This is a genomic window from Agrococcus sediminis (assembly GCF_007923295.1).
Classification (GTDB): Bacteria; Actinomycetota; Actinomycetes; order Actinomycetales; family Microbacteriaceae; genus Agrococcus; species Agrococcus sediminis.
In genome coordinates this window covers 157098-176163 of the sequence record NZ_VOIR01000013.1, presented here as the reverse complement: position 1 = coordinate 176163, position 19066 = coordinate 157098, and the positions used below count along the sequence as shown (strand labels likewise).

The 19066-nt window shown below is 75.5% G+C and carries 15 protein-coding genes; all 15 read left to right on the top strand.

Features of this window, described 5'->3' with window-relative positions; all coding sequences use genetic code 11:
• Nucleotides 1-11: 11 nt before the first annotated feature.
• The 15 genes from FQ330_RS06670 to FQ330_RS13280 all read left to right on the top strand — a co-directional run bounded on the left by FQ330_RS06670 (nucleotide 12) and on the right by FQ330_RS13280 (nucleotide 19060).
• Entirely contained in the window at nucleotides 12-2312 is a 2301-nt protein-coding gene (locus FQ330_RS06670; RefSeq protein ID WP_146356212.1) for a cell wall-binding repeat-containing protein, read from the top strand.
• An 89-nt stretch (nucleotides 2313-2401) separates the two neighbouring features.
• On the top strand, nucleotides 2402-2950 hold the full coding sequence (gene pyrR, locus FQ330_RS06665) for a bifunctional pyr operon transcriptional regulator/uracil phosphoribosyltransferase PyrR (RefSeq protein ID WP_146356210.1): 549 nt from the start codon (nucleotides 2402-2404) through the stop codon (nucleotides 2948-2950).
• Complete coding sequence (locus tag FQ330_RS06660) at nucleotides 2947-3912, top strand: aspartate carbamoyltransferase catalytic subunit (RefSeq protein WP_146356208.1); 966 nt, start codon at nucleotides 2947-2949, stop codon at nucleotides 3910-3912. The genes pyrR and FQ330_RS06660 overlap by 4 nt, the downstream gene beginning before the upstream one ends.
• The gene (locus FQ330_RS06655) at nucleotides 3909-5204 is read left to right on the top strand and encodes a dihydroorotase (RefSeq protein ID WP_146356206.1); all 1296 of its coding nucleotides are present in this window, start codon (nucleotides 3909-3911) and stop codon (nucleotides 5202-5204) included. The genes FQ330_RS06660 and FQ330_RS06655 overlap by 4 nt, the downstream gene beginning before the upstream one ends.
• Nucleotides 5201-5743: a PH-like domain-containing protein gene (locus FQ330_RS06650; RefSeq protein ID WP_146356204.1), complete on the top strand. Its 543-nt coding sequence runs from the start codon at nucleotides 5201-5203 to the stop codon at nucleotides 5741-5743. The genes FQ330_RS06655 and FQ330_RS06650 overlap by 4 nt, the downstream gene beginning before the upstream one ends.
• On the top strand, nucleotides 5740-6903 hold the full coding sequence (gene carA, locus FQ330_RS06645) for a glutamine-hydrolyzing carbamoyl-phosphate synthase small subunit (protein WP_128190039.1): 1164 nt from the start codon (nucleotides 5740-5742) through the stop codon (nucleotides 6901-6903). The genes FQ330_RS06650 and carA overlap by 4 nt, the downstream gene beginning before the upstream one ends.
• Nucleotides 6903-10175: a carbamoyl-phosphate synthase large subunit gene (carB, locus tag FQ330_RS06640; protein WP_146356202.1), complete on the top strand. Its 3273-nt coding sequence runs from the start codon at nucleotides 6903-6905 to the stop codon at nucleotides 10173-10175. The genes carA and carB overlap by 1 nt, the downstream gene beginning before the upstream one ends.
• On the top strand, nucleotides 10172-10972 hold the full coding sequence (pyrF, locus tag FQ330_RS06635; RefSeq protein WP_146356200.1) for an orotidine-5'-phosphate decarboxylase: 801 nt from the start codon (nucleotides 10172-10174) through the stop codon (nucleotides 10970-10972). Before carB ends, pyrF begins: the two co-directional genes overlap by 4 nt.
• The gene (gene gmk, locus FQ330_RS06630) at nucleotides 10969-11856 is read left to right on the top strand and encodes a guanylate kinase (RefSeq protein ID WP_146356198.1); all 888 of its coding nucleotides are present in this window, start codon (nucleotides 10969-10971) and stop codon (nucleotides 11854-11856) included. Before pyrF ends, gmk begins: the two co-directional genes overlap by 4 nt.
• 165 nt (nucleotides 11857-12021) lie before the next feature.
• Nucleotides 12022-12282, top strand: a complete 261-nt coding sequence (gene rpoZ, locus FQ330_RS06625) for a DNA-directed RNA polymerase subunit omega (RefSeq protein WP_146356195.1) — start codon at nucleotides 12022-12024, stop codon at nucleotides 12280-12282.
• Entirely contained in the window at nucleotides 12282-13514 is a 1233-nt protein-coding gene (gene coaBC, locus FQ330_RS06620) for a bifunctional phosphopantothenoylcysteine decarboxylase/phosphopantothenate--cysteine ligase CoaBC (RefSeq protein ID WP_146356193.1), read from the top strand. The genes rpoZ and coaBC overlap by 1 nt, the downstream gene beginning before the upstream one ends.
• Nucleotides 13511-14698 (top strand): methionine adenosyltransferase, encoded by a 1188-nt coding sequence (gene metK, locus FQ330_RS06615; protein WP_146356191.1) that lies wholly within the window; start codon nucleotides 13511-13513, stop codon nucleotides 14696-14698. Before coaBC ends, metK begins: the two co-directional genes overlap by 4 nt.
• Before the next feature lie 5 nt (nucleotides 14699-14703).
• Complete coding sequence (locus tag FQ330_RS06610; protein ID WP_146356189.1) at nucleotides 14704-16731, top strand: primosomal protein N' family DNA-binding protein; 2028 nt, start codon at nucleotides 14704-14706, stop codon at nucleotides 16729-16731.
• Nucleotides 16732-16751: 20 nt separating this feature from the next.
• Nucleotides 16752-17669: a methionyl-tRNA formyltransferase gene (locus FQ330_RS13285; protein ID WP_192575864.1), complete on the top strand. Its 918-nt coding sequence runs from the start codon at nucleotides 16752-16754 to the stop codon at nucleotides 17667-17669.
• Nucleotides 17666-19060 carry an RsmB/NOP family class I SAM-dependent RNA methyltransferase gene (locus FQ330_RS13280; protein ID WP_225792725.1) on the top strand — a complete coding sequence of 465 codons (1395 nt, stop codon included), beginning with the start codon at nucleotides 17666-17668 and terminating at the stop codon, nucleotides 19058-19060. The genes FQ330_RS13285 and FQ330_RS13280 overlap by 4 nt, the downstream gene beginning before the upstream one ends.
• Nucleotides 19061-19066: the final 6 nt, after the last annotated feature.

Genomic DNA, 19066 nt, shown 5'->3' with positions numbered 1-19066 from the left:
AGAGGATCCTCGTGCCCTTCCGTCCCCTCGCCTCGATCGTCGGCGCGCTCGCGCTCGTCGGCGGCCTCCTCGTCGCACCCACCACGGCCTCGGCCGCCCCCGCGGCCGCACCCGACGCATCCGTCGTCCAGTGCCTCGCGCGCTCGGCGATCGTGCCCGTCGCGGTCGAGCCCGAGACCACGCCGGAGGTCGGTCGCACCGCGGCGCTCCGCAGCCTGCAGCAGGCCCTGCTCGCCGCCGACCCCGACGCGCTCGCCTCGGCGCAGCTGCGCCAGGACGCCGAGGGCGACGTCGTCGGCATCGACGTGCTCGAGGCGGTCGCCGGCAGCGCTGCCGCCCTCGTGCCCGCCGTGATCGCCGGGCTGCCGGCCGAGGCCCAGGCGCTCGTGTCGAGCGCCGACGTGACCGCCGTCGGCACCGTGGACCGCAGCCTCCGCGCCCTGTGCGAGGGCTTCGACCGCGCGCTCGCCGCCGCGACCGGCTCGGGCGACGCCATCGTGTCGGCGGCGATCGACCACGAGCGCGCCGCGCTGCGGCTCGGCGTCGACCGCCTCGACGCATCCGCGATCGCGCCGACCGCCGCGCGCGAGCTCGACGGCCTGCCCACGGCGGCGTCCGGCGACGAGCCGGCACGGGCCGAGACCCTGCTCGAGACCATGGGCCTCGCCGACCTCGGCGTGCCCGTCGACGTGGTCGCCGACGTCGCCGACGAGGCTGCCGCATCGCGCCTCGACGACCGCGACGGCCACGGCGGCGGCATCGGCATCCTCGTGGGCGGCACCGTCGCGTGCTCGAGCGGCTTCGGCGTGCGGCTCGACGACGGCAGCCCCGCGATCATGAGCGCCGGCCACTGCGCCGCGCCCGACGGCGCCAACGGCCAGTCGGTCACGCACGGCTTCGCCGCGTCGCTCTGCGGCGGCTACGCCGGCAACGGCGCCCGCATCGGCACCATCTCGCACAACCAGCTGCAGTGGAGCTACGTCGACTCGATGGTCGTGCGCACGCAGTTCGCGACGCCCACGATGTGGCTCGGCGCCGGCTGCACCGGCTCGCGCGAGGTCGCCGTCGAGGGCATCGGCGTCATCGCCGGCAGCGGCTCGGTCGGCTTCTCGGGCGTGCGCCACGGCGAGCGCTACGCGACCCGCACGAACGAGCCGGTCGGCTGCTACGACTTCGGCTTCCTGGCCTGCGCCGTCTACCGCTCCATGTCGGCGAGCCCCGACTACGTGTGCGAGCCCGGCGACAGCGGCGGCCCCGTCTTCCAGCACCGCGGTGACGGCACCGTGCGCGCGGTCGGCCTCATCACCGCCACCGGCGCACCCATCGGCATCAACCGCTGCAGCTACACCGACGTCGCGACCGCCCTCTGGGCCACCGGCGCGTCGATGATGACCCGCACGCCGAGCACGGTCGCCGACACGAGCCGCATCGCCGGCGACGACCGCTACGCGACCTCCGCCGAGATCGCGCGCGCCGGCTACCCGAACGGCGCGGGCCGCGTCTTCATCGCCGGCGGCGAGGGCTTCGCCGACGCGCTGAGCGCCGGCGCCGCGGCCGCGCGGCTGCGCGCTCCGCTGCTGCTGACGCAGCGCGACGCGCTGCCGACGCCCGTGCGGGCCGAGCTCGTGCGGCTGCGCCCGACCCAGATCGTCGTCGTCGGGTCGACCCCGTCGGTCTCGGCCGCGGTCGAGCGGCAGCTCGCCGACATCGCGCCGGTCACCCGGCTCGGCGGCGCCAACCGCTTCGAGACGAGCGCGATGATCGCGCAGTTCGCCTTCCCGGCGGGCTCCACGTCCAACGCGTTCATCGCCACCGGCCGCAACTTCCCCGACGCGCTCTCGGCGGGACCGGTCGCGGCGCTCCGCGGCGCGCCCGTGCTGCTCGTCGACGGCACGAGCGGATCCGTGCACGCCTCCGGCCTCGCGGTCATGCAGCGGCTCGGCGTCCGGCGCGTGACGGTGATCGGCGGCGAGCCGTCGGTCTCGGAGGCGCTCGTCGACTCGCTGCGCGCCACCCGCACCGTCGAGCGGATCGCCGGCGCCAACCGCTACCAGACGGCCGCCCTCGTGAACGCCGCGTTCGGCGCCACGCCCAGCCGGATGTACCTCGCGAGCGGCGAGCGGTTCCCGGATGCGCTCGCCGCGAGCGCCGTCGCGGGCGCCCAGCGGGTGCCGCTCTACCTCACCGGCGCGTCGTGCGTCGTGCCCGAGGTGCAGGCGGAGCACGTGCGGCTGGGAGCGCCGCCGGTCGTGCTGCTCGGCGGCTTCCCGTCGCTGCGCGGTGCGGTGCTCGAATGGGCGCCCTGCGTGTGAGGGGAGCCCGGCGCGCATCGCCGACCCGGTAGGGTGGAGGCATCAGACAACCTTGAAGCCCGTCCTGTGAGGCGGAGAAGGGAGTCAGCATGACTTCAGCGCGCACCGTGCTCGGGCCCGACGAGATCGCCAGGGCCCTCACGCGCATCGCCCACGAGATCCTCGAGGCGAACCACGGCCCCGACGGCCTCGTGCTGCTGGGCATCCCTACCCGCGGCGCGTACCTCGCGCAGCGCCTCGCCGACCGGCTCGCCGAGATCACCGGCGACGACTTCTCCGGCCGCGTCGGCGCCCTCGACGTCACGATGCACCGCGACGACCTACGCGCGACGCCCACGCGCGCATCCCACCCCACGCGCATCCCCGCCGCCGGCATCGACGACCGCGTCGTCGTGCTCGTCGACGACGTGCTCTACTCCGGGCGCACGATCCGCGCGGCGCTCGACGCGCTCGCCGACCTCGGCCGGCCGCGCGCCGTGCGGCTCGCGGTGCTCGTCGACCGCGGCCACCGCGAGCTGCCCATCCGCGCCGACTCGGTCGGCAAGAACCTGCCGAGCGCGCGCAGCGAGCACGTCTCGATCCTGCTCGACGAGGTCGACGGGCGCGATGCCGTGACCATCGAGGGGGGTGCCGCATGAAGCACCTGCTGACGGCCGCGATGCCGCGCGACGAGGCGGTCGCGCTGCTCGACCTCGCGGAGGACATGCACCAGATCCAGGACCGCGAGGTGAAGAAGCTGCCGGCGCTGCGCGGCCGCACCGTCGTGAACCTGTTCTTCGAGGACTCCACCCGCACGCGCTCGTCGTTCGAGATCGCCGGCAAGTGGCTCTCTGCCGACGTGATCAACGTCTCCGGCAAGGGCTCGAGCGTCTCGAAGGGGGAGTCGCTGCGCGACACCGGCCTCACGATCGCGGCGATGGGCGTCGACGGCGTCGTGGTGCGCTCCGGCTCGTCGGGCGCGCCCACGCAGCTCGCCGACTGGATCGGCCGCCCCGTGGTCAACGCGGGCGACGGCACGCACGAGCACCCGACGCAGGCGCTGCTCGACGCCTTCGCGCTGCGCCGCCGCATCCACGGCGGAGCCGTCCGCGGCCGCGGCCTCGACGGCGTGCGCATCGCGATCGTCGGCGACATCGCCCACTCCCGCGTCGCGCGCTCCAATGCGCTGCTGCTGCCGGCGCTCGGCGCCGAGGTCACGGTCGTCGGCCCGCCCTCGCTGCTGCCCGTCGCCGCCGCCGACGGCACGCGGCTGGGCGTGCGCGCCGAGACGAGCCTCGACCGCGTCATCGCCGAGCGGCCCGACGCGCTCATGCTGCTGCGCGTGCAGCTCGAGCGGCAGGCCGGTCGCGTCGCGCCGAGCGCGGGGGAGTACATCACCGGCTGGTCGCTGACCGACGAGCGCCTCGCGCGCCTCGGCGACGCGCACATCATGCACCCGGGCCCGATGAACCGCGGGCTCGAGCTCTCGAGCCGCGCCGCCGACAGTGACGCCTCCACCATCCTCGAGCAGGTCACCGCCGGCGTCTCCGTGCGCATGGCCGTGCTCTACTCGCTCCTCGCATCCGACCACCCATCTGCCGTCGACGGAGGCACCCGATGACCACGCTGCTCACCGGCGCCCGAGTGCTCGGCGGCGAGGTCCGCGACCTCGCCATCGAGGGCGGCGCGCTCGTCGACCCAGCGACCGTCGACCGCGACGCGGCCGAGACGGTCGACGCATCCGGCCTCGTCGCCCTGCCGGGGCTCGTCGACCTGCACACCCACCTGCGCCAGCCCGGCGGCGAGCAGGCCGAGACCGTCGCCACCGGCGTGCGCGCCGCGGCCGCGGGCGGCTACACGTGCGTGTTCGCGATGGCGAACACGAGCCCGGTCGCCGACACGCCCGCGGTCGTCGAGCAGGTGCACCGCCTCGGGCTCGAGGCGGGCCTCGCCACGGTGCGGCCGATCGGCGCCGTCTCGGTCGGCCTCGCGGGGGAGCGGCTCGCCGACCTCGGCATGCTCGCCGGCAGCGCCGCGCGCGTCACGGTCTTCAGCGACGACGGCCACTGCGTCGCCGACGCCGAGCTCATGCGGCGCGCGCTCGAGCACGCCGCCGCGCTCGACGCGGTGATCGCCCAGCACGCGCAGGACCCCGCGCTCACCCGCGGTGCCGTCATGCACGAGAGCCCGCTCGCCGCCGAGCTCGGGCTCACCGGCTGGCCCTCGGCCGCCGAGGCGTCGATCGTCGCGCGCGACGCGATGCTCGCCGAGGCCGCGGGCGCCCGCCTCCACGTCTGCCACGTCTCCACCGTCGAGACGGTCGAGGTCGTGCGCCAGGCGAAGGCGCGCGGCATCGCCATCACCGCCGAGGTCACGCCGCACCACCTGCTGCTGACCGAGGAGCTCGTGCGCGGCTACGACGGCCGCTTCAAGGTCAACCCGCCGCTGCGCGCCGACCGCGACGTGCAGGCGCTGCGCGAGGCGCTCGCCGACGGCACGATCGACATCGTCGCCACCGACCACGCGCCGCACGCGCCCGAGGCCAAGCAGACGGCGTTCGCGGATGCCGCCTTCGGCATGGTCGGGCTCGAGACGGCGCTCGGGGTGGTGCAGCAGTCGATGGTCGAGACCGGCCTGCTCGACTGGGCCGGCGTCGCCCGCGTCATGTCGACCGCGCCCGCCGCGATCGGGCGGGAGCCCGGCTACGACGCGCCGCTCGCGATCGGCTCGCCCGCGCACGTCGTGCTCGTCGACCCCGGCGCCCGCGCCGTCGTCGAGGCGTCGAGCCTCAAGGGCCGGTCGGCGAACTCGCCGTTCCTCGGCGTCGAGCTGCCCGGCCGCGTGCTGCACGTGTGGCACGGCGGCCGCCGCACGGTCGCCGACGGCGAGGTCGTGACGGGCGGGGCCGCATGACCAAGGAGCTCTTCGCGCTGCTGAGCGCCGCGTTCGTCGCCGTGCTCGCGATCGCCGCCGTGCTCGGCGTGCTCGCCCACCGGCGCCGCCAGCGCGACATCGAGGCGCCGGCCGGCTGGATCGACGTCGCGCCGCAGCTCGTCGTCGACGCGCTCTACGTGGCCACGACCCGCGCCGGCGAGCCGTACCAGCGCATCTTCGCCCACGGCCTCGGCTTCCGCGGCCGCACGCGCCTCGCGATCGACGCGGTCGGCGTGCAGCTGCTCGCCGACCGCACCGAGATGCGCATCCCCGCCGGCCGCATCCGCGCCGTCGAGCGCGCCACCTGGACCATCGACCGCGTCGTCGAGCCCGGCGGCATCATCGTCATCGCCCACGCGCTCGGCGCCGACGTCGACACCTACCTCCGCGTGATCGGCGACGACAGCGCTGCCTTCGCGGCGCTGCACGCGCTCGCCGCCCCGGCCGCGCCGACGACGACGAGCGCGCAGCAGACCCAGTCCACCCAGCAGGCAACCGGGGAAGGAGCCACCCCATGACCGCACCCGCTCCCGCGGCCCTCGTCCTCGAGGACGGCACGATCCACCGCGGCACCGCCTACGGCGCGACCGGCGTCGCGCTCGGCGAGGCCGTCTTCGCGACCGGCATGACCGGCTACCAGGAGACGCTCACCGACCCGTCGTACGCGGGCCAGATCGTCGTGCAGACCGCGCCGCACATCGGCAACACCGGCGTGAACGCCGAGGACGCCGAGTCGCGCCGCATGTGGCCCGCCGGCTACGCCGTGCGCGCCGCGAGCCGCACCGTCTCGAACTGGCGCGCCGAGGGCAGCCTCGACGCGCAGCTCGAGCGCGACGGCATCGTCGGCATCGCCGGCGTCGACACCCGCGCGATCACCCGCCGCCTCCGCGACGCCGGCTCGATGCGCGCGGGCGTCTTCTCGGGCGACGCGCTCGCCGACGACGCCACGATGCTCGCGGCCGTGCGCGAGAGCCCGCAGATGGCCGGCCGCAGCCTCGCCGACGTCGTGACGACGCCGGAGGCCTACCGGCTGCCCGCGACGGGCGAGCCGATCGGCACGCTCGCCGTGCTCGACCTCGGCGTCAAGGCATCCACCCTCCGCTTCCTGCAGGAGCAGGGCTTCGACCTCGTCGTGCTGCCGCAGAGCGCCACGCTCGAGGAGGTGCTCGCCCACGAGCCGATCGCCGCGTTCTACTCGAACGGCCCCGGCGACCCCGCCGCGAGCGACAGCCAGGTCGAGCTGCTGCAGGGGCTGCTGCGGGAGGACCTGCCGTTCTTCGGCATCTGCTTCGGCAACCAGCTGCTCGGGCGCGCCCTCGGCTTCGGCACCTACAAGCTGCCCTTCGGCCACCGCGGCATCAACCAGCCGGTGCTCGACAAGGCCACCGGCCGCGTCGAGATCACGAGCCAGAACCACGGCTTCGCGGTCGACGCGCCGCTCCACGAGGAGCTCGCGAGCCCGGCGGGCTTCGGTCGCGTCGAGGTGAGCCACTGGTCGCTCAACGACGAAGTGGTCGAGGGCCTGCGCGCGCTCGACATCCCCGCCTTCAGCGTGCAGTACCACCCCGAGTCGGCCGCGGGCCCGAACGACGCCCGCCACCTCTTCTCCCGGTTCCGCGAGCTCGTGCTCGAGCACCGCGCCGCGACCGCCACCCACTCCGAGCAGAAGGACGCCTGATGCCCAAGCGCGACGACATCCGCTCCGTCCTCGTCATCGGCTCCGGCCCGATCGTCATCGGGCAGGCCGCCGAGTTCGACTACTCCGGCACGCAGGCCTGCCGCGTGCTGCGCGATGAGGGCGTGCGCGTCATCCTCGTCAACTCCAACCCGGCGACGATCATGACCGACCCCGACTTCGCCGACGCCACCTACATCGAGCCGATCACGCCCGAGGTGATCGAGACGATCATCATCAAGGAGCGCCCCGACGCGATCCTGCCGACGCTCGGCGGCCAGACGGCGCTCAACGCGGCGATCGCCCTCCACGAGCAGGGCATCCTCGCCCGCCACGGCGTCGAGCTCATCGGTGCGAAGGTCGACGCGATCCAGCGCGGCGAGGACCGCATGCTGTTCAAGCAGCTCGTGCTCGACTCCGGCGCCGACGTCGCCTCGAGCGCCATCGCGAAGTCGGTCGACGACGCGCTCGCGTTCGCCGAGGAGTACGGCTACCCGGTCGTCGTCCGCCCCTCGTTCACGATGGGCGGCCTGGGCTCGGGCTTCGCGCACGACGAGGCGGAGCTCCGCCGCTTCGTCGGCGACGGCATCCACTCGTCGACGATCGGCGAGGTGCTGCTCGAGGAGTCGATCCTCGGGTGGAAGGAGTACGAGCTCGAGCTCATGCGCGACACGGCCGACAACACGGTGGTCGTCTGCTCGATCGAGAACGTCGACGCCGTCGGCGTGCACACGGGCGACTCGATCACGGTCGCGCCCGCGCTCACCCTCACCGACCGCGAGTACCAGCGGCTGCGCGACATCGGCATCGACATCATCCGCCGCGTCGGCGTCGACACCGGCGGCTGCAACATCCAGTTCGCCGTCGACCCGGCCACCGGCCGCGTCATCGTCATCGAGATGAACCCGCGCGTCTCGCGCTCCTCGGCGCTCGCGTCGAAGGCGACCGGCTTCCCGATCGCCAAGATCGCCGCGAAGCTCGCGCTCGGCTACCGACTCGACGAGATCCAGAACGACATCACGCGCGTCACGCTTGCCTCGTTCGAGCCCGCGCTCGACTACGTCGTCGTGAAGGTGCCTCGCTTCAACTTCGAGAAGTTCCCGGCGGCGGATGCGACGCTCACGACGACCATGAAGTCGGTCGGCGAGGCGATGGCCATGGGCCGCACCTACGCGCAGGCGCTGCAGAAGGCGCTCCGGTCGCTCGAGAAGAAGGGCTCCTCGTTCCACTGGGAGGGCGAGCCCGGCGACGCCGCGGCGCTGCTCGAGACCGCGAGCATCCCCACCGACGGCCGCATCGTCACGCTGCAGCAGGCGCTGCGCGCCGGCGCGACGGTCGAGCAGGCGCACGAGGCGACGGGCATCGACCCGTGGTTCCTCGACCAGATGGTGCTCATCAACGAGGTCGCCGACGAGGTGCGCGAGGGCGAGCTCGACGAGCGCCGGCTGCGGCTGGCCAAGGAGCACGGCTTCTCGGACGCGCAGATCGCGCAGCTGCGCGGCCTCGAGGAGGCCGAGGTGCGCGAGGCGCGCTGGGCGATGGGCCTGCGCCCCGTCTACAAGACGGTCGACACGTGCGCGGGCGAGTTCCCGGCCGTCACGCCGTACCACTACTCGAGCTACGACCTCGAGACGGAGGTCGTGCCCTCCGACCGCCGCAAGGTGATCATCCTCGGCTCCGGCCCGAACCGCATCGGCCAGGGCATCGAGTTCGACTACTCGTGCGTGCACGCGTCCTTCGCGCTCGCCGACGCGGGCTTCGAGACCATCATGGTCAACTGCAACCCCGAGACGGTCTCGACCGACTACGACACGAGCGACCGGCTCTACTTCGAGCCGCTCACGCTCGAGGACGTGCTCGAGATCGTGCACGCCGAGCGCGGTGCGGGCGAGCTCGTCGGGGTCATCGTGCAGCTCGGCGGGCAGACGCCGCTCGGCCTCGCGCGGGGCCTCGAGGCCGCGGGCGTGCCGATCCTCGGCACCACGCCCGACGCGATCGACGCGGCCGAGGAGCGCGGGCGCTTCCAGCGCATCCTCGACGCGGCCGGCCTCGTCGCGCCGCGGAACGGCACCGCCACGACCGAGGCGCAGGCGGTCGAGATCGCCGAGCGCATCGGCTACCCGGTGCTCGTGCGCCCCTCGTTCGTGCTCGGCGGGCGCGGCATGGAGATCGTCTACGACACCCCGAGCCTGCACGGCTACTTCGACCGCATCGCGGCGCACGGCATCGTCGGCCCCGACGCGCCGCTGCTCGTCGACCACTTCCTCGACGACGCCGTGGAGATCGACGTCGACGCGATCTACGACGGCGAGGAGCTCTACGTCGGCGGCATCCTCGAGCACATCGAGGAGGCGGGCATCCACTCGGGCGACTCGTCGTGCACGCTGCCGCCGGTCGGCCTCGGCCGGGCGCAGCTGCACGAGATCCGCGACGCCACGCTGCGCATCGCCGAGGGCCTCGACGTGCGCGGGCCGATCAACGTGCAGTTCGCCTACGCGACCGGCGTGCTGCACGTCATCGAGGCGAACCCGCGCGCGAGCCGCACGGTGCCGTTCGTGGCGAAGGCGCTCGGCACGCCGATCGCGAAGGCCAACGCGCGCGTGCTCGCCGGCGCGACGATCGCGGAGCTGCGGGCCGAGGGCATGCTGCCCGAGCAGGACGGCACGATCCTGCCGATCGACGCGCCGGTGGCGGTGAAGGAGGCCGTGCTGCCCTTCCGCCGCTTCCGCACCGCCGACGGCCGCATGGTCGACTCGCTGCTCGGCCCCGAGATGCGCTCGACCGGCGAGGTGATGGGCATCGACCGCGACTTCCCGACCGCGTTCGCGAAGAGCCAGGCCGCCGCCTACGGCGGGCTGCCGACCTCCGGCACCGTCTTCGTCTCGCTCTCCGACCGCGACAAGCGGCAGGCGGTGCTGCCGATGCACCGGCTGCAGCAGCTCGGCTTCACGATCATCGCCACGACGGGCACCGCCGAGGTGCTCGCGCGCAACGGCATCCGCGTGCAGACGGTGCGCAAGCACTCGGAGGCGGGCGACGAGCCGTCGATCGTCGACCTGATCGACGCCGGCGAGGTCGACATCATCATCAACACGCCGACCGGCGGCGCCGCGCGCGCCGACGGCTACGAGATCCGCGCCGCGACAGTGGCGGGCGACAAGGCGCTGTTCACGACGGTGTCGCAGCTGGGCGCGGCGGTCGCGGCCATCGAGGCCGCGCGCGAGCCCTTCGAGGTGACGAGCCTGCAGGAGTACCACGCGCGGCGGTCGGCGTGACGTTCGCCGCGCGCCTGCGGGCGGCGGTCGCCCGGCACGGCGCGCTGTGCGTCGGCATCGACCCGCACCCGGCGCTGCTGTCGTCGTGGGGCCTGCCGACGGATGCGTCGGGGGCCGAGCGGATGGGCCGCGCGGTCGTCGAGGCGGCGGCAGGGCGCGCGGGCGTGGTCAAGCCCCAGGTGGCGCTCTTCGAGGCGCACGGGGCCGCAGGGCTCGCGGCGCTCGAGCGCGTGCTCGCCGACGCGCGCGCGGCGGGGCTGCTCACGATCGCCGACGCGAAGCGCGGCGACATCGGCTCGACGAACCTCGGCTACGCCGCGGCCTGGCTCGAGCCCGGCTCGCCGCTCGAGGCCGACGCGCTCACCGTGAGCCCCTACCTCGGCGTCGGCGCCCTGACGGGCGCGTTCGAGGCGGCGGAGCGCGCCGGCAAGGGGCTCATCGTGCTCGCGGCGACCTCCAACCCCGAGGGCGCGGCGCTGCAGCGCGCCCGGCTCGAGGACGGCCGCACGGTCGCGCAGGCGGTCGCCGAGGAGGTCGCCGCCCGCGGCGCGGGCCACGGCCTCGTGATCGGCGCCACCGTCGACCGCGCTGCCTTCGGGCTCGCCGACGCCGCGATCGCCGCGACGCCGGTGCTCGCACCCGGCTTCGGGGCGCAGGGCGCGCGGCTCGCCGACCTCGACGCCCTCTTCCCGCCAGACGCGCTCGTGCTCGCGAGCGCCAGCCGCAGCATCCTCGCCGCAGGCCCCGACGGCATCGCCCGGGCGATCGACGCGGCGCGCGCCGAGCTGCCGCGGTGACGCTGCCCGATCCCGCCGCAGCGGGCAGGGCGGCGGTCGAGGCGCGGCGCGCCCGCGCGGCCGTGAAGCGCGCGCTGCGCGCCGGCCAGCGCGGGCCGCGCGACGTCGCCGAGCGCGCGTGGCAGGAGCCGGAGAGCCCCGAGGGCCGGCTGCGCGTGCCGGAGTACCTCGGGGCGCTCCGCGGCATGGGTCCGAAGCGCGTCGAGCAGCTGCTCGCGACGCTCGGGATCGCCGAGGGCAAGCGGCTCGGCGGGCTCGGCGGTTTGCAGCGCGAGCGCGTTCGCGGTTGGCTTGCCGACGTGGATCCCTCGCGTCGCCCCCGTCTCATCGTGCTCGCCGGTCCGACCGCGGTCGGCAAGGGCACGGTCGCGCAGTACGTGCGCGAGCACTTCCCGCAGATCCGCCACTCGGTGAGCGCCACGACGCGCGCACCGCGCCCCGGCGAGATCGACGGCGTGCACTACTCGTTCGTCTCCGACGCCGAGTTCGACCGGATGGTCGACGAGCGGGAGTTCCTGGAGTGGGCGACGGTGCACAACCAGTCGCGCTACGGCACGCCGCGCTCGAGCGTGCAGGCGGCGCTCGACGCCGGCGACTCGGTGCTGCTCGAGATCGACCTGCAGGGCGCGCGCCAGGTGCGCGAGTCGTTCCCGGACGCGGTGCTGCTGTTCCTCGCGCCGCCGTCGTGGGACGAGCTCGTGCGCCGTCTCGTCGGACGCGGCACCGAGACGGAGTCGGAGCGCGAGCGCCGGCTCGAGACCGCGAAGGTCGAGCTCGCGAGCCAGCCGGAGTTCGACGCGACCATCGTGAACACCGACGTCGCCGAGGCCGCCCGCGAGGTCGTGGAGCGCATCCTCACCGCGGAGGCGGACAGCGGAGCGTGAGGCGATCCCGGGGCCCGGGACGGGCCCCGGCGCTGGCGTCGCGGCGACGGTCCGAAAGGACCGTCGCTCCCAGCTCCGGCGCGCGATAGGATGGTGGATTGCGCCGTGTCGGCGCACGATCTTCGCGGGCGGCGCCCGCACCACCACGAGTCGCAGGAGGCACCCATGCGCACCAAGGGCATCATCAACCCGCCGATCGACGAGCTGCTCGACAAGGTCGACTCGAAGTACCAGCTGGTCATCTTCGCGTCGAAGCGCGCGCGCCAGATCAACGACTACTACACCGACATCCACGAGGGCTCGATGTTCGACAACGTCGGCCCGCTCGTCGACGCGACGATCGAGGACAAGCCGCTCTCGATCGCCCTGCACGAGATCCACCGGGACAAGCTCGTCCTGACCAAGGACGAGGTGGCCTCGGCCTGATGCGCGTCGTCGTCGGCGTCTCCGGCGGGATCGCCGCGTACAAGGCCGCACTCGCCATCCGCGAGCTCGTGCAGGCGGGCCACGACGTGCACGTCGTGCCGACCGCGTCGGCGCTGCGCTTCATCGGGCGGCCGACGCTCGAGGCGCTCAGCCGCAACCCCGTCTCCGACGAGGTCTTCGACGACGTCGCCGCCGTGCGGCACGTCGCGCTCGGCCAGTCGGCCGACCTCATCATGGTGCTGCCGGCGACCGCCAACACGATCGCGAAGCTCGCGACCGGCCTCGCCGACGACCTGCTCGGCACCACGGTGCTCGCCTCCCGCGCGCCGCTCGTGATCGCCCCGGCGATGCACACCGAGATGTGGGAGCACCCGGCGACGCAGGCCAACGTGCGCACGCTCGCCGGGCGCGGCGTGACGGTCGTCGGACCCGTCGCGGGAGAGCTCACCGGCGGCGACCGCGGCCTCGGCCGCATGGCCGAGCCGGCCGACGTCGTCGCCGCGGCCCTCGAGGTCGCCCGAGCCGCGGCAGCCGAGCCGCGCCCGCTCGCGGGCCGCAGCGTCGTCATCTCGGCGGGCGGCACCCGCGAACCCATCGACCCCGTGCGCTTCCTCGGCAACCGCTCGAGCGGCGCGATGGGCGTCGCCCTCGCCGCAGCCGCGCACGCCGCCGGCGCCGACGTGGTGCTCATCGGGGCCAACCTCGACGTCGCGCCGCCTGCGGGCGTCGAGGTCGTGGCCGTCGAGACGACCGCCCAGCTGCGCGACGCGATGCTCGCCCGTGCCGACGCCGACGTGGTCGTGATGGCCGCCGCGGTCGCCGACTACCGCGTCGACGGCGTCGCCGACGAGAAGCGGTCGAAGGAGTCGTGGGGCGACGCGCCCACGATCGTGCTGTCGCTCAACCCCGACATCCTCGCCGAGCTCGCCCGTGCGCCCAGGGACGGGCTCGTCGTCGGCTTCGGCGCCGAGACCGAGCCCGACGACGAGGCGCTGCTGCGCCGCGGCCGCGAGAAGCTCGCCCGGAAGGGCGCCGACCTCCTCGTCGTCAACCGCGTCGGCCACGACGCGGGCTTCGGCGACGTCGAGACGCGCATCCGCGTCCTCGACGCCTCCGGCGTCGTCGCCGACGCCTCCGGCAGCAAGGCGTCGGTGGCCCGCGCCATCATCGAGACGATCGCCGAGCGCCTTCCCGCGCCGAGCGCCGCAGACACCGCACAGGAGCCCCAGTGAGCCTCAGGCTGTTCACGTCGGAGTCGGTGACCGAGGGTCACCCCGACAAGATCTCCGACCAGATCTCCGACGCCGTCCTCGACGCGATGCTCGCGCAGGACACCGAGGCGCGCGTCGCGGTCGAGACGCTCGTCACGACCGGCCTCGTGCACGTCGCCGGCGAGGTGCGCACGACCGGCTACGTCGACATCGCCTCGGTCGCGCGGCGCGTCATCGTCGACATCGGCTACGACTCGAGCGAGGTGTCGTTCGACGGCAACTCGTGCGGCGTCACCGTGTCCATCGGCGAGCAGTCGCCCGAGATCGCGACCGGCGTCGACACCGCAGTCGAGGCGCGCGACGGCTCCGTCGACCCGCTCGACCGCGACGGCGCCGGCGACCAGGGCATCATGTTCGGCTTCGCCACCGACGAGACGCCCTCGTTCATGCCCGCGACCGCGTGGGCCGCGCACCGGCTCGCCGAGCGCCTCGCCGCCGTGCGGCGCTCGGGCGAGATCGACTTCCTGCGGCCCGACGGCAAGACGCAGGTCATGATCGGCTACGACGGCTTCCGGCCGGTCAGCGTCGACACCGTGCTCGTCTCGACGCAGCACGCGCCCGGGGTCACGAACGACGACATCCGCGCCGCCGTGGTCGAGCACATCATCGACCCCGTCGTGGGCGAGCTCGGCCTCGACACGAGCGCGATGCGCGCGATCGTCAACCCCTCGGGCTCGTTCCTGACCGGCGGCCCGAAGGGCGACGCGGGGCTCACGGGCCGCAAGATCATCGTCGACACCTACGGCGGCGCCGCTCGCCACGGCGGCGGCGCGTTCAGCGGCAAGGACCCGTCGAAGGTCGACCGCTCGGCCGCCTACGCGCTGCGCTGGGTGGCGAAGAACGCCGTCGCCGCAGGCCTCGCGAAGCGGCTCGAGGTGCAGGCGGCCTACGCGATCGGCATGGCGCAGCCCGTCGGCCTCTACGTCGAGTCGTTCGGCACCGGCGTGCTCGACGACGCGGCGATCGGCGAGGCCATCCAGCAGGTCTTCGACCTGCGGCCGGGCGCGATCGTGCGCGACCTCGACCTGCGCAAGCCCAAGTACCGCCAGACGGCGGCCTACGGCCACTTCGGCCGCGACCTGCCGGACTTCACCTGGGAGCGGCTCGACCGCGTCGACGACCTGCGCGCCGCCGCAGGGCTCTGACTCCCGTGACGGCGCGGTACGCGCGGGTCGTCGTCGACTCGCGGCTGCCGCAGCTCGACCGGCTGTTCGAATACCGCATCCCGCCCGCGCTCGAGGGCGTCGCGCCCGGCGTCCGAGTGCGCGTGCCGCTGCGCGGCGACCGCACGGCCGCCGGCTACGTCGTCGAGGTGGCGGATGCGCGTGCCTGGGAGGGCGAGGTCGCCGACATCGAGGCGGTGGTGTCGCCCGTCCCCGTGCTGCGGCCCGAGGTCTGGGCGCTCGCGCGCGCCGTGGCCGACCGCGCCGCGGGCGGCGCCGCCGACGTGCTGCGCGTCGCGATCCCCGGCCGCCAGGCCAGGGTCGAGAAGGCGTGGCTCGCACGTGCGGCGGAGGGCGCCGCGGCGGAGGCTGCCGAGCCGGCCGCGACCGAGGGCGCCGAGCTGACCGAGACGGACGCATCGCCCGAGCCGGACGCGCCGCCCGAATCGCCCGCACCGCTCGAGCCGGACGACGCATCCGCCCCGCTGCTGCCGGGCCTCGTCGAGGCGCGCCGCAAGGTGGCGCTCGAGTGCGCCGGGGGCGTCGCCGAGGTGCCGGTCGCCGGCGGCGGCACGGCGTGGGTGGGCCGCTGGGCGGTCGCGCTCGCCGGGCTCGCCCGGCAGGCCGTCGAGCGCGGCGAGCAGGCGATCCTCGTCGTGCCCGACCACCGCGAGCAGCGGCAGCTGCGGCTCGCGCTCGAGGCGGCGGTCGGCGAGGAGCGCGTCGTCGAGCTCGATGCGCGGCAGCGCAACCCCGAGCGCTACGCGGGCTTCCTGCGCTGCGTCGACGGGGGCGGCCTCGCGATCATCGGGCCGCGCTCGGCCGTCTACGCGCCGGCCGCCGACCTCGGCCTGCTCGTCGTCTGGGAGGACGGCGACCCGCTGCTCGCCGAGCCGCTCTCGCCGTGGGTGCACGCGCGCGACGCGGCACTCGTGCGGCAGGGGCAGACGGGCTGCGCGCTCGTGATCGCCGGGCACGCGCGCTCGACCGACGCCGAGCGGCTCGTCGAGGTCGGGTTCCTCGAGCACGAGCGGGTCGGCGCGCACCGCGTGCGCGTGCTGCCGACCGCGCTCGCCGACGACGGCAGGCGGGTGCCCGCGGCGGCCTTCCACGCCGCGAGGGAGGCGCTCGCCTCGCGCCCCGTGCTCGTGCAGGTCGCCCGGCCCGGCCACGCGCCGGGCCTGCGCTGCGGCGACTGCGGCACCCGGGCGCGCTGCGCTGCGTGCGGCGGCCCGCTCGGCCAGCGCACGCGCGGCGGCCAGCCCGGCTGCCGGCTCTGCGGCCGCCTCGCGGCGGCCTGGCGATGCCCGTCCTGCCACGGCATCCGGCTCGTCGAGGTCGGCCGCGGCTCGACGCGCATCGCCGAGGAGCTCGGCCGCGCGATCCCCGGCGTGCCCGTCGTCGTCGCCGACGGCGAGCACGAGCGGCTCACGCTCGACGCCCGGCCGCGCATCGTCGTGGCGACGCGCGGCGCCGAGCCGGTCGCCGACGGCGGCTACGGCGCCGTGCTGCTGCTCGACGGCGACTCGCTGCTCGCCCGCGAGGGCCTCCGGGTCGCCGAGGAGGCGGTGCGCCAGTGGGCGACGGCGCGCGCGCTCGCCGCCGAGGGCGCGACGGTCGTGCTCGCCGGCGTCATCGGCCCGACCGTCGGCGCGCTGACCGGCGACACGACGGTGCCGTTCGCGAAGGCCGAGCTCGCCGAGCGCCGGAGCCTCCGGTTCCCGCCCGCCGTGCGCACCGCATCCGTCGTGGGCCACCCGGACGCCGTCGCCGAGGCGCTCGAGGCGCTGGCCGGCATCGAGCACCTCGACGTGCTCGGGCCCGTGCCGGCCGAGGGCGCGCCGGGCGACCGGCTCGAGCGCGCCATCGTGCGCTTCGCGTACGCCGACGGCGCGCACGTCGCGGGCGTCGCGCGCGGGCGGGTGCTCGCCGCGGCCGCCCGGCCCAGGAAGCCCGGGGCGCCGCCCCGGCTCCGCATCCGGTTGGATGATCCCGAGCCCTTCGACGGCCTCTGACCCCCACGCGAACGGAACCCATGCGCATCGTCTTCGCCGGCAGCCCCGCCGCCGCAGTCCCCAGCCTCGAGGCGCTCGCGCGCGCCCACGAGGTGGCCGCCGTCGTCACGCGCGCCGCCTCGCCGCAGGGCCGCAGGCGCGTGCTGACGCCGACGCCGGTCGCTGCACGTGCCGCCGAGCTCGGGCTGCCGGTGATCGAGGCCGACCTCCTCGACGCCGCGGCGACGACCGCGATCGAGGCGCTCGGTGCCGAGCTCGGCGTGATCGTGGCGTACGGCGGGCTCGTGCGCGAGCCGCTGCTGTCGGCGCCGGCGCACGGCTGGATCAACCTGCACTTCTCGCTGCTGCCCGACTACCGCGGCGCCGCGCCCGTGCAGCGCGCGCTCATCGACGGCCGCAGCGTCACGGGCGTGAGCGTCTTCCGGCTCGTCGAGGCGCTCGACGCGGGACCGGTGGTGCGGATGCGCGAGGCCGGGATCCCGGAGGGCGCGACCGCGGGCGCCCTGCTCGAGCAGCTCGCCGAGCTCGGCGCCCACGAGCTCGTCGAGGCCGTCGACGCGATCGAGGCCGGCACCGCCGTCTTCGAGGAGCAGACGGGGGCGCCGAGCTTCGCGCCGAAGCTCACGCTCGCCGACGGCGCGCTCGACCTCGCCGCCACCGCGCCCGCCGTGCTCGCGCGCTGGCGCGGCGTGACGCCCGAGCCCGGCGCGCACGCGGTCGTCGACGGCGAGCGCGTGAAGCTGCTGGCGCTCGCCCGCTCAGGCGCGGAGCCCATGCCGCCGGGCCGGGCGGTGCTCGCGGGCCGCGCCGCGATCGTCGGCACCGGCAGCGCCCCGCTCGAGCTGCGCGAGGTGCAGCCTGCCGGGCGGCGGCCGATGCCGGGTGCCGACTGGCTGCGCGGCCGCGGCGGCAGCGCCGACTTCGAGGTGGCGTCGTGAGCCAGGAGCGGCAGCACGCGCCCGGCGCCCGCGAGGTGGCGCGCGACGTGGTGCTCGCGGTCGACCAGGACGACGCCTACGCCAACCTGCTGCTGCCCGCCCGCATCCGCGAAACGCGGCTCACGCCCGCCGACGCGGCGTTCGCGACCGAGCTCGCCTACGGCACGCTCCGCTGGCAGGGGCAGCACGACGCGCTCATCGCCGACGCGGCGGGCCGGCCGATCGACCAGATCGACCCGACGACGCTCGCGACGCTCAGGATCGGGTCGCACCAGCTCAGCCGCATGCGCACCCCGGCGCACGCCGCCGTGCACGAGACGGTCGCGCTGCTCGGCCGCCACCGCGGCAGGGCCGGCTTCGCGAACGCGGTGCTGCGCCGGCTCGCGGAGGTGCCCGCCGAGGAGCGCCTCGCGCGGCTGACGGCAGGGCTCGCCGACGACGAGCGGCTCGCGCTCGAGACCGGCCACCCCGCCTGGGTGCTGCGGGCGCTCCGGCGCTCGCTCGACCGCGAGGGCGCCGCCGACGAGCTCGGCGCGCTGCTCGCCGCCGACAACGACCCGCCCGCCGTGCAGCTCGTCGCGCTGCCGGGGCTCGCCGATCCCGCCGACCTCGACCTGCCGGCGACCGCGAGCCCGATCGGCCGCGTCGCGCCTCCGGGCGACCCCGCGCGCCTGCCGCAGATCGCCGGCGGCAGCTGGCGGGTGCAGGACTCCGGCTCACAGCTCGCGGCGCTCGCGCTCAGCCGCGCCCGCCCCGTCGCGGCGGGGGAGCGGTGGCTCGACCTGTGCGCGGGCCCCGGCGGCAAGGCGGCGCTCCTCGCCGCCGAGGCGGCGGCGTCGGGCGCGCGCCTCGAGGCCAACGAGGTCGGGCCGCACCGCGCGAGGCTCGTCCGCGAGGCCGTGCGCGCGATCGAGCCGCGGCCGCAGGTCGTCACGGGCGACGGCCGCCGCTACGGCCGGGGCGAGACCGAGGGCGCCTTCGACCGGATCCTGCTCGACGCGCCGTGCACGGGCCTCGGGGCGCTCCGCCGGCGGCCCGAGGCGCGCTGGCGCAAGCAGCCCTCCGACGTGCCCGGCCTCGCGGCGCTGCAGGGCGAGCTGCTCGAGGCGGCCGCGCGCGCCGTCGCGCCCGGCGGCCTCATCGCCTACGTGACCTGCTCGCCGCACCTCGCCGAGACGCGCGCGGTCGTCGACCGGGCCGCGGCGCTCGGGCTCGTGCCCGTCGACACCCGCGCCGTGGTGCGCGAGCTCTCGCCGGGCATCGAGCTGGGCGAGACGGGCGACGCGGTGCAGCTGTGGCCGCACCGCAACGGCACCGACGCCATGTTCGTGCAGCTGCTGACGACCGCCCCCGACGCGGCCGTGGCCGAGGCGGCACCGGCCGGTCGATAGGCTGGA

Bases quoted from the DNA above. Each gene is read 5' to 3' on its own strand.
- FQ330_RS06660 (WP_146356208.1), top strand. From the start codon at position 2,947: ATGAAGCACCTGCTGACGGCCGCGATGCCGCGCGACGAGGCGGTCGCG.
- pyrR (WP_146356210.1), top strand. From the start codon at position 2,402: ATGACTTCAGCGCGCACCGTGCTCGGGCCCGACGAGATCGCCAGGGCC.
- FQ330_RS06655 (WP_146356206.1), top strand. From the start codon at position 3,909: ATGACCACGCTGCTCACCGGCGCCCGAGTGCTCGGCGGCGAGGTCCGC.
- carA (WP_128190039.1), top strand. From the start codon at position 5,740: ATGACCGCACCCGCTCCCGCGGCCCTCGTCCTCGAGGACGGCACGATC.
- rpoZ (WP_146356195.1), top strand. From the start codon at position 12,022: ATGCGCACCAAGGGCATCATCAACCCGCCGATCGACGAGCTGCTCGAC.
- carB (WP_146356202.1), top strand. From the start codon at position 6,903: ATGCCCAAGCGCGACGACATCCGCTCCGTCCTCGTCATCGGCTCCGGC.
- FQ330_RS13285 (WP_192575864.1), top strand. From the start codon at position 16,752: ATGCGCATCGTCTTCGCCGGCAGCCCCGCCGCCGCAGTCCCCAGCCTC.
- coaBC (WP_146356193.1), top strand. From the start codon at position 12,282: ATGCGCGTCGTCGTCGGCGTCTCCGGCGGGATCGCCGCGTACAAGGCC.
- FQ330_RS06650 (WP_146356204.1), top strand. From the start codon at position 5,201: ATGACCAAGGAGCTCTTCGCGCTGCTGAGCGCCGCGTTCGTCGCCGTG.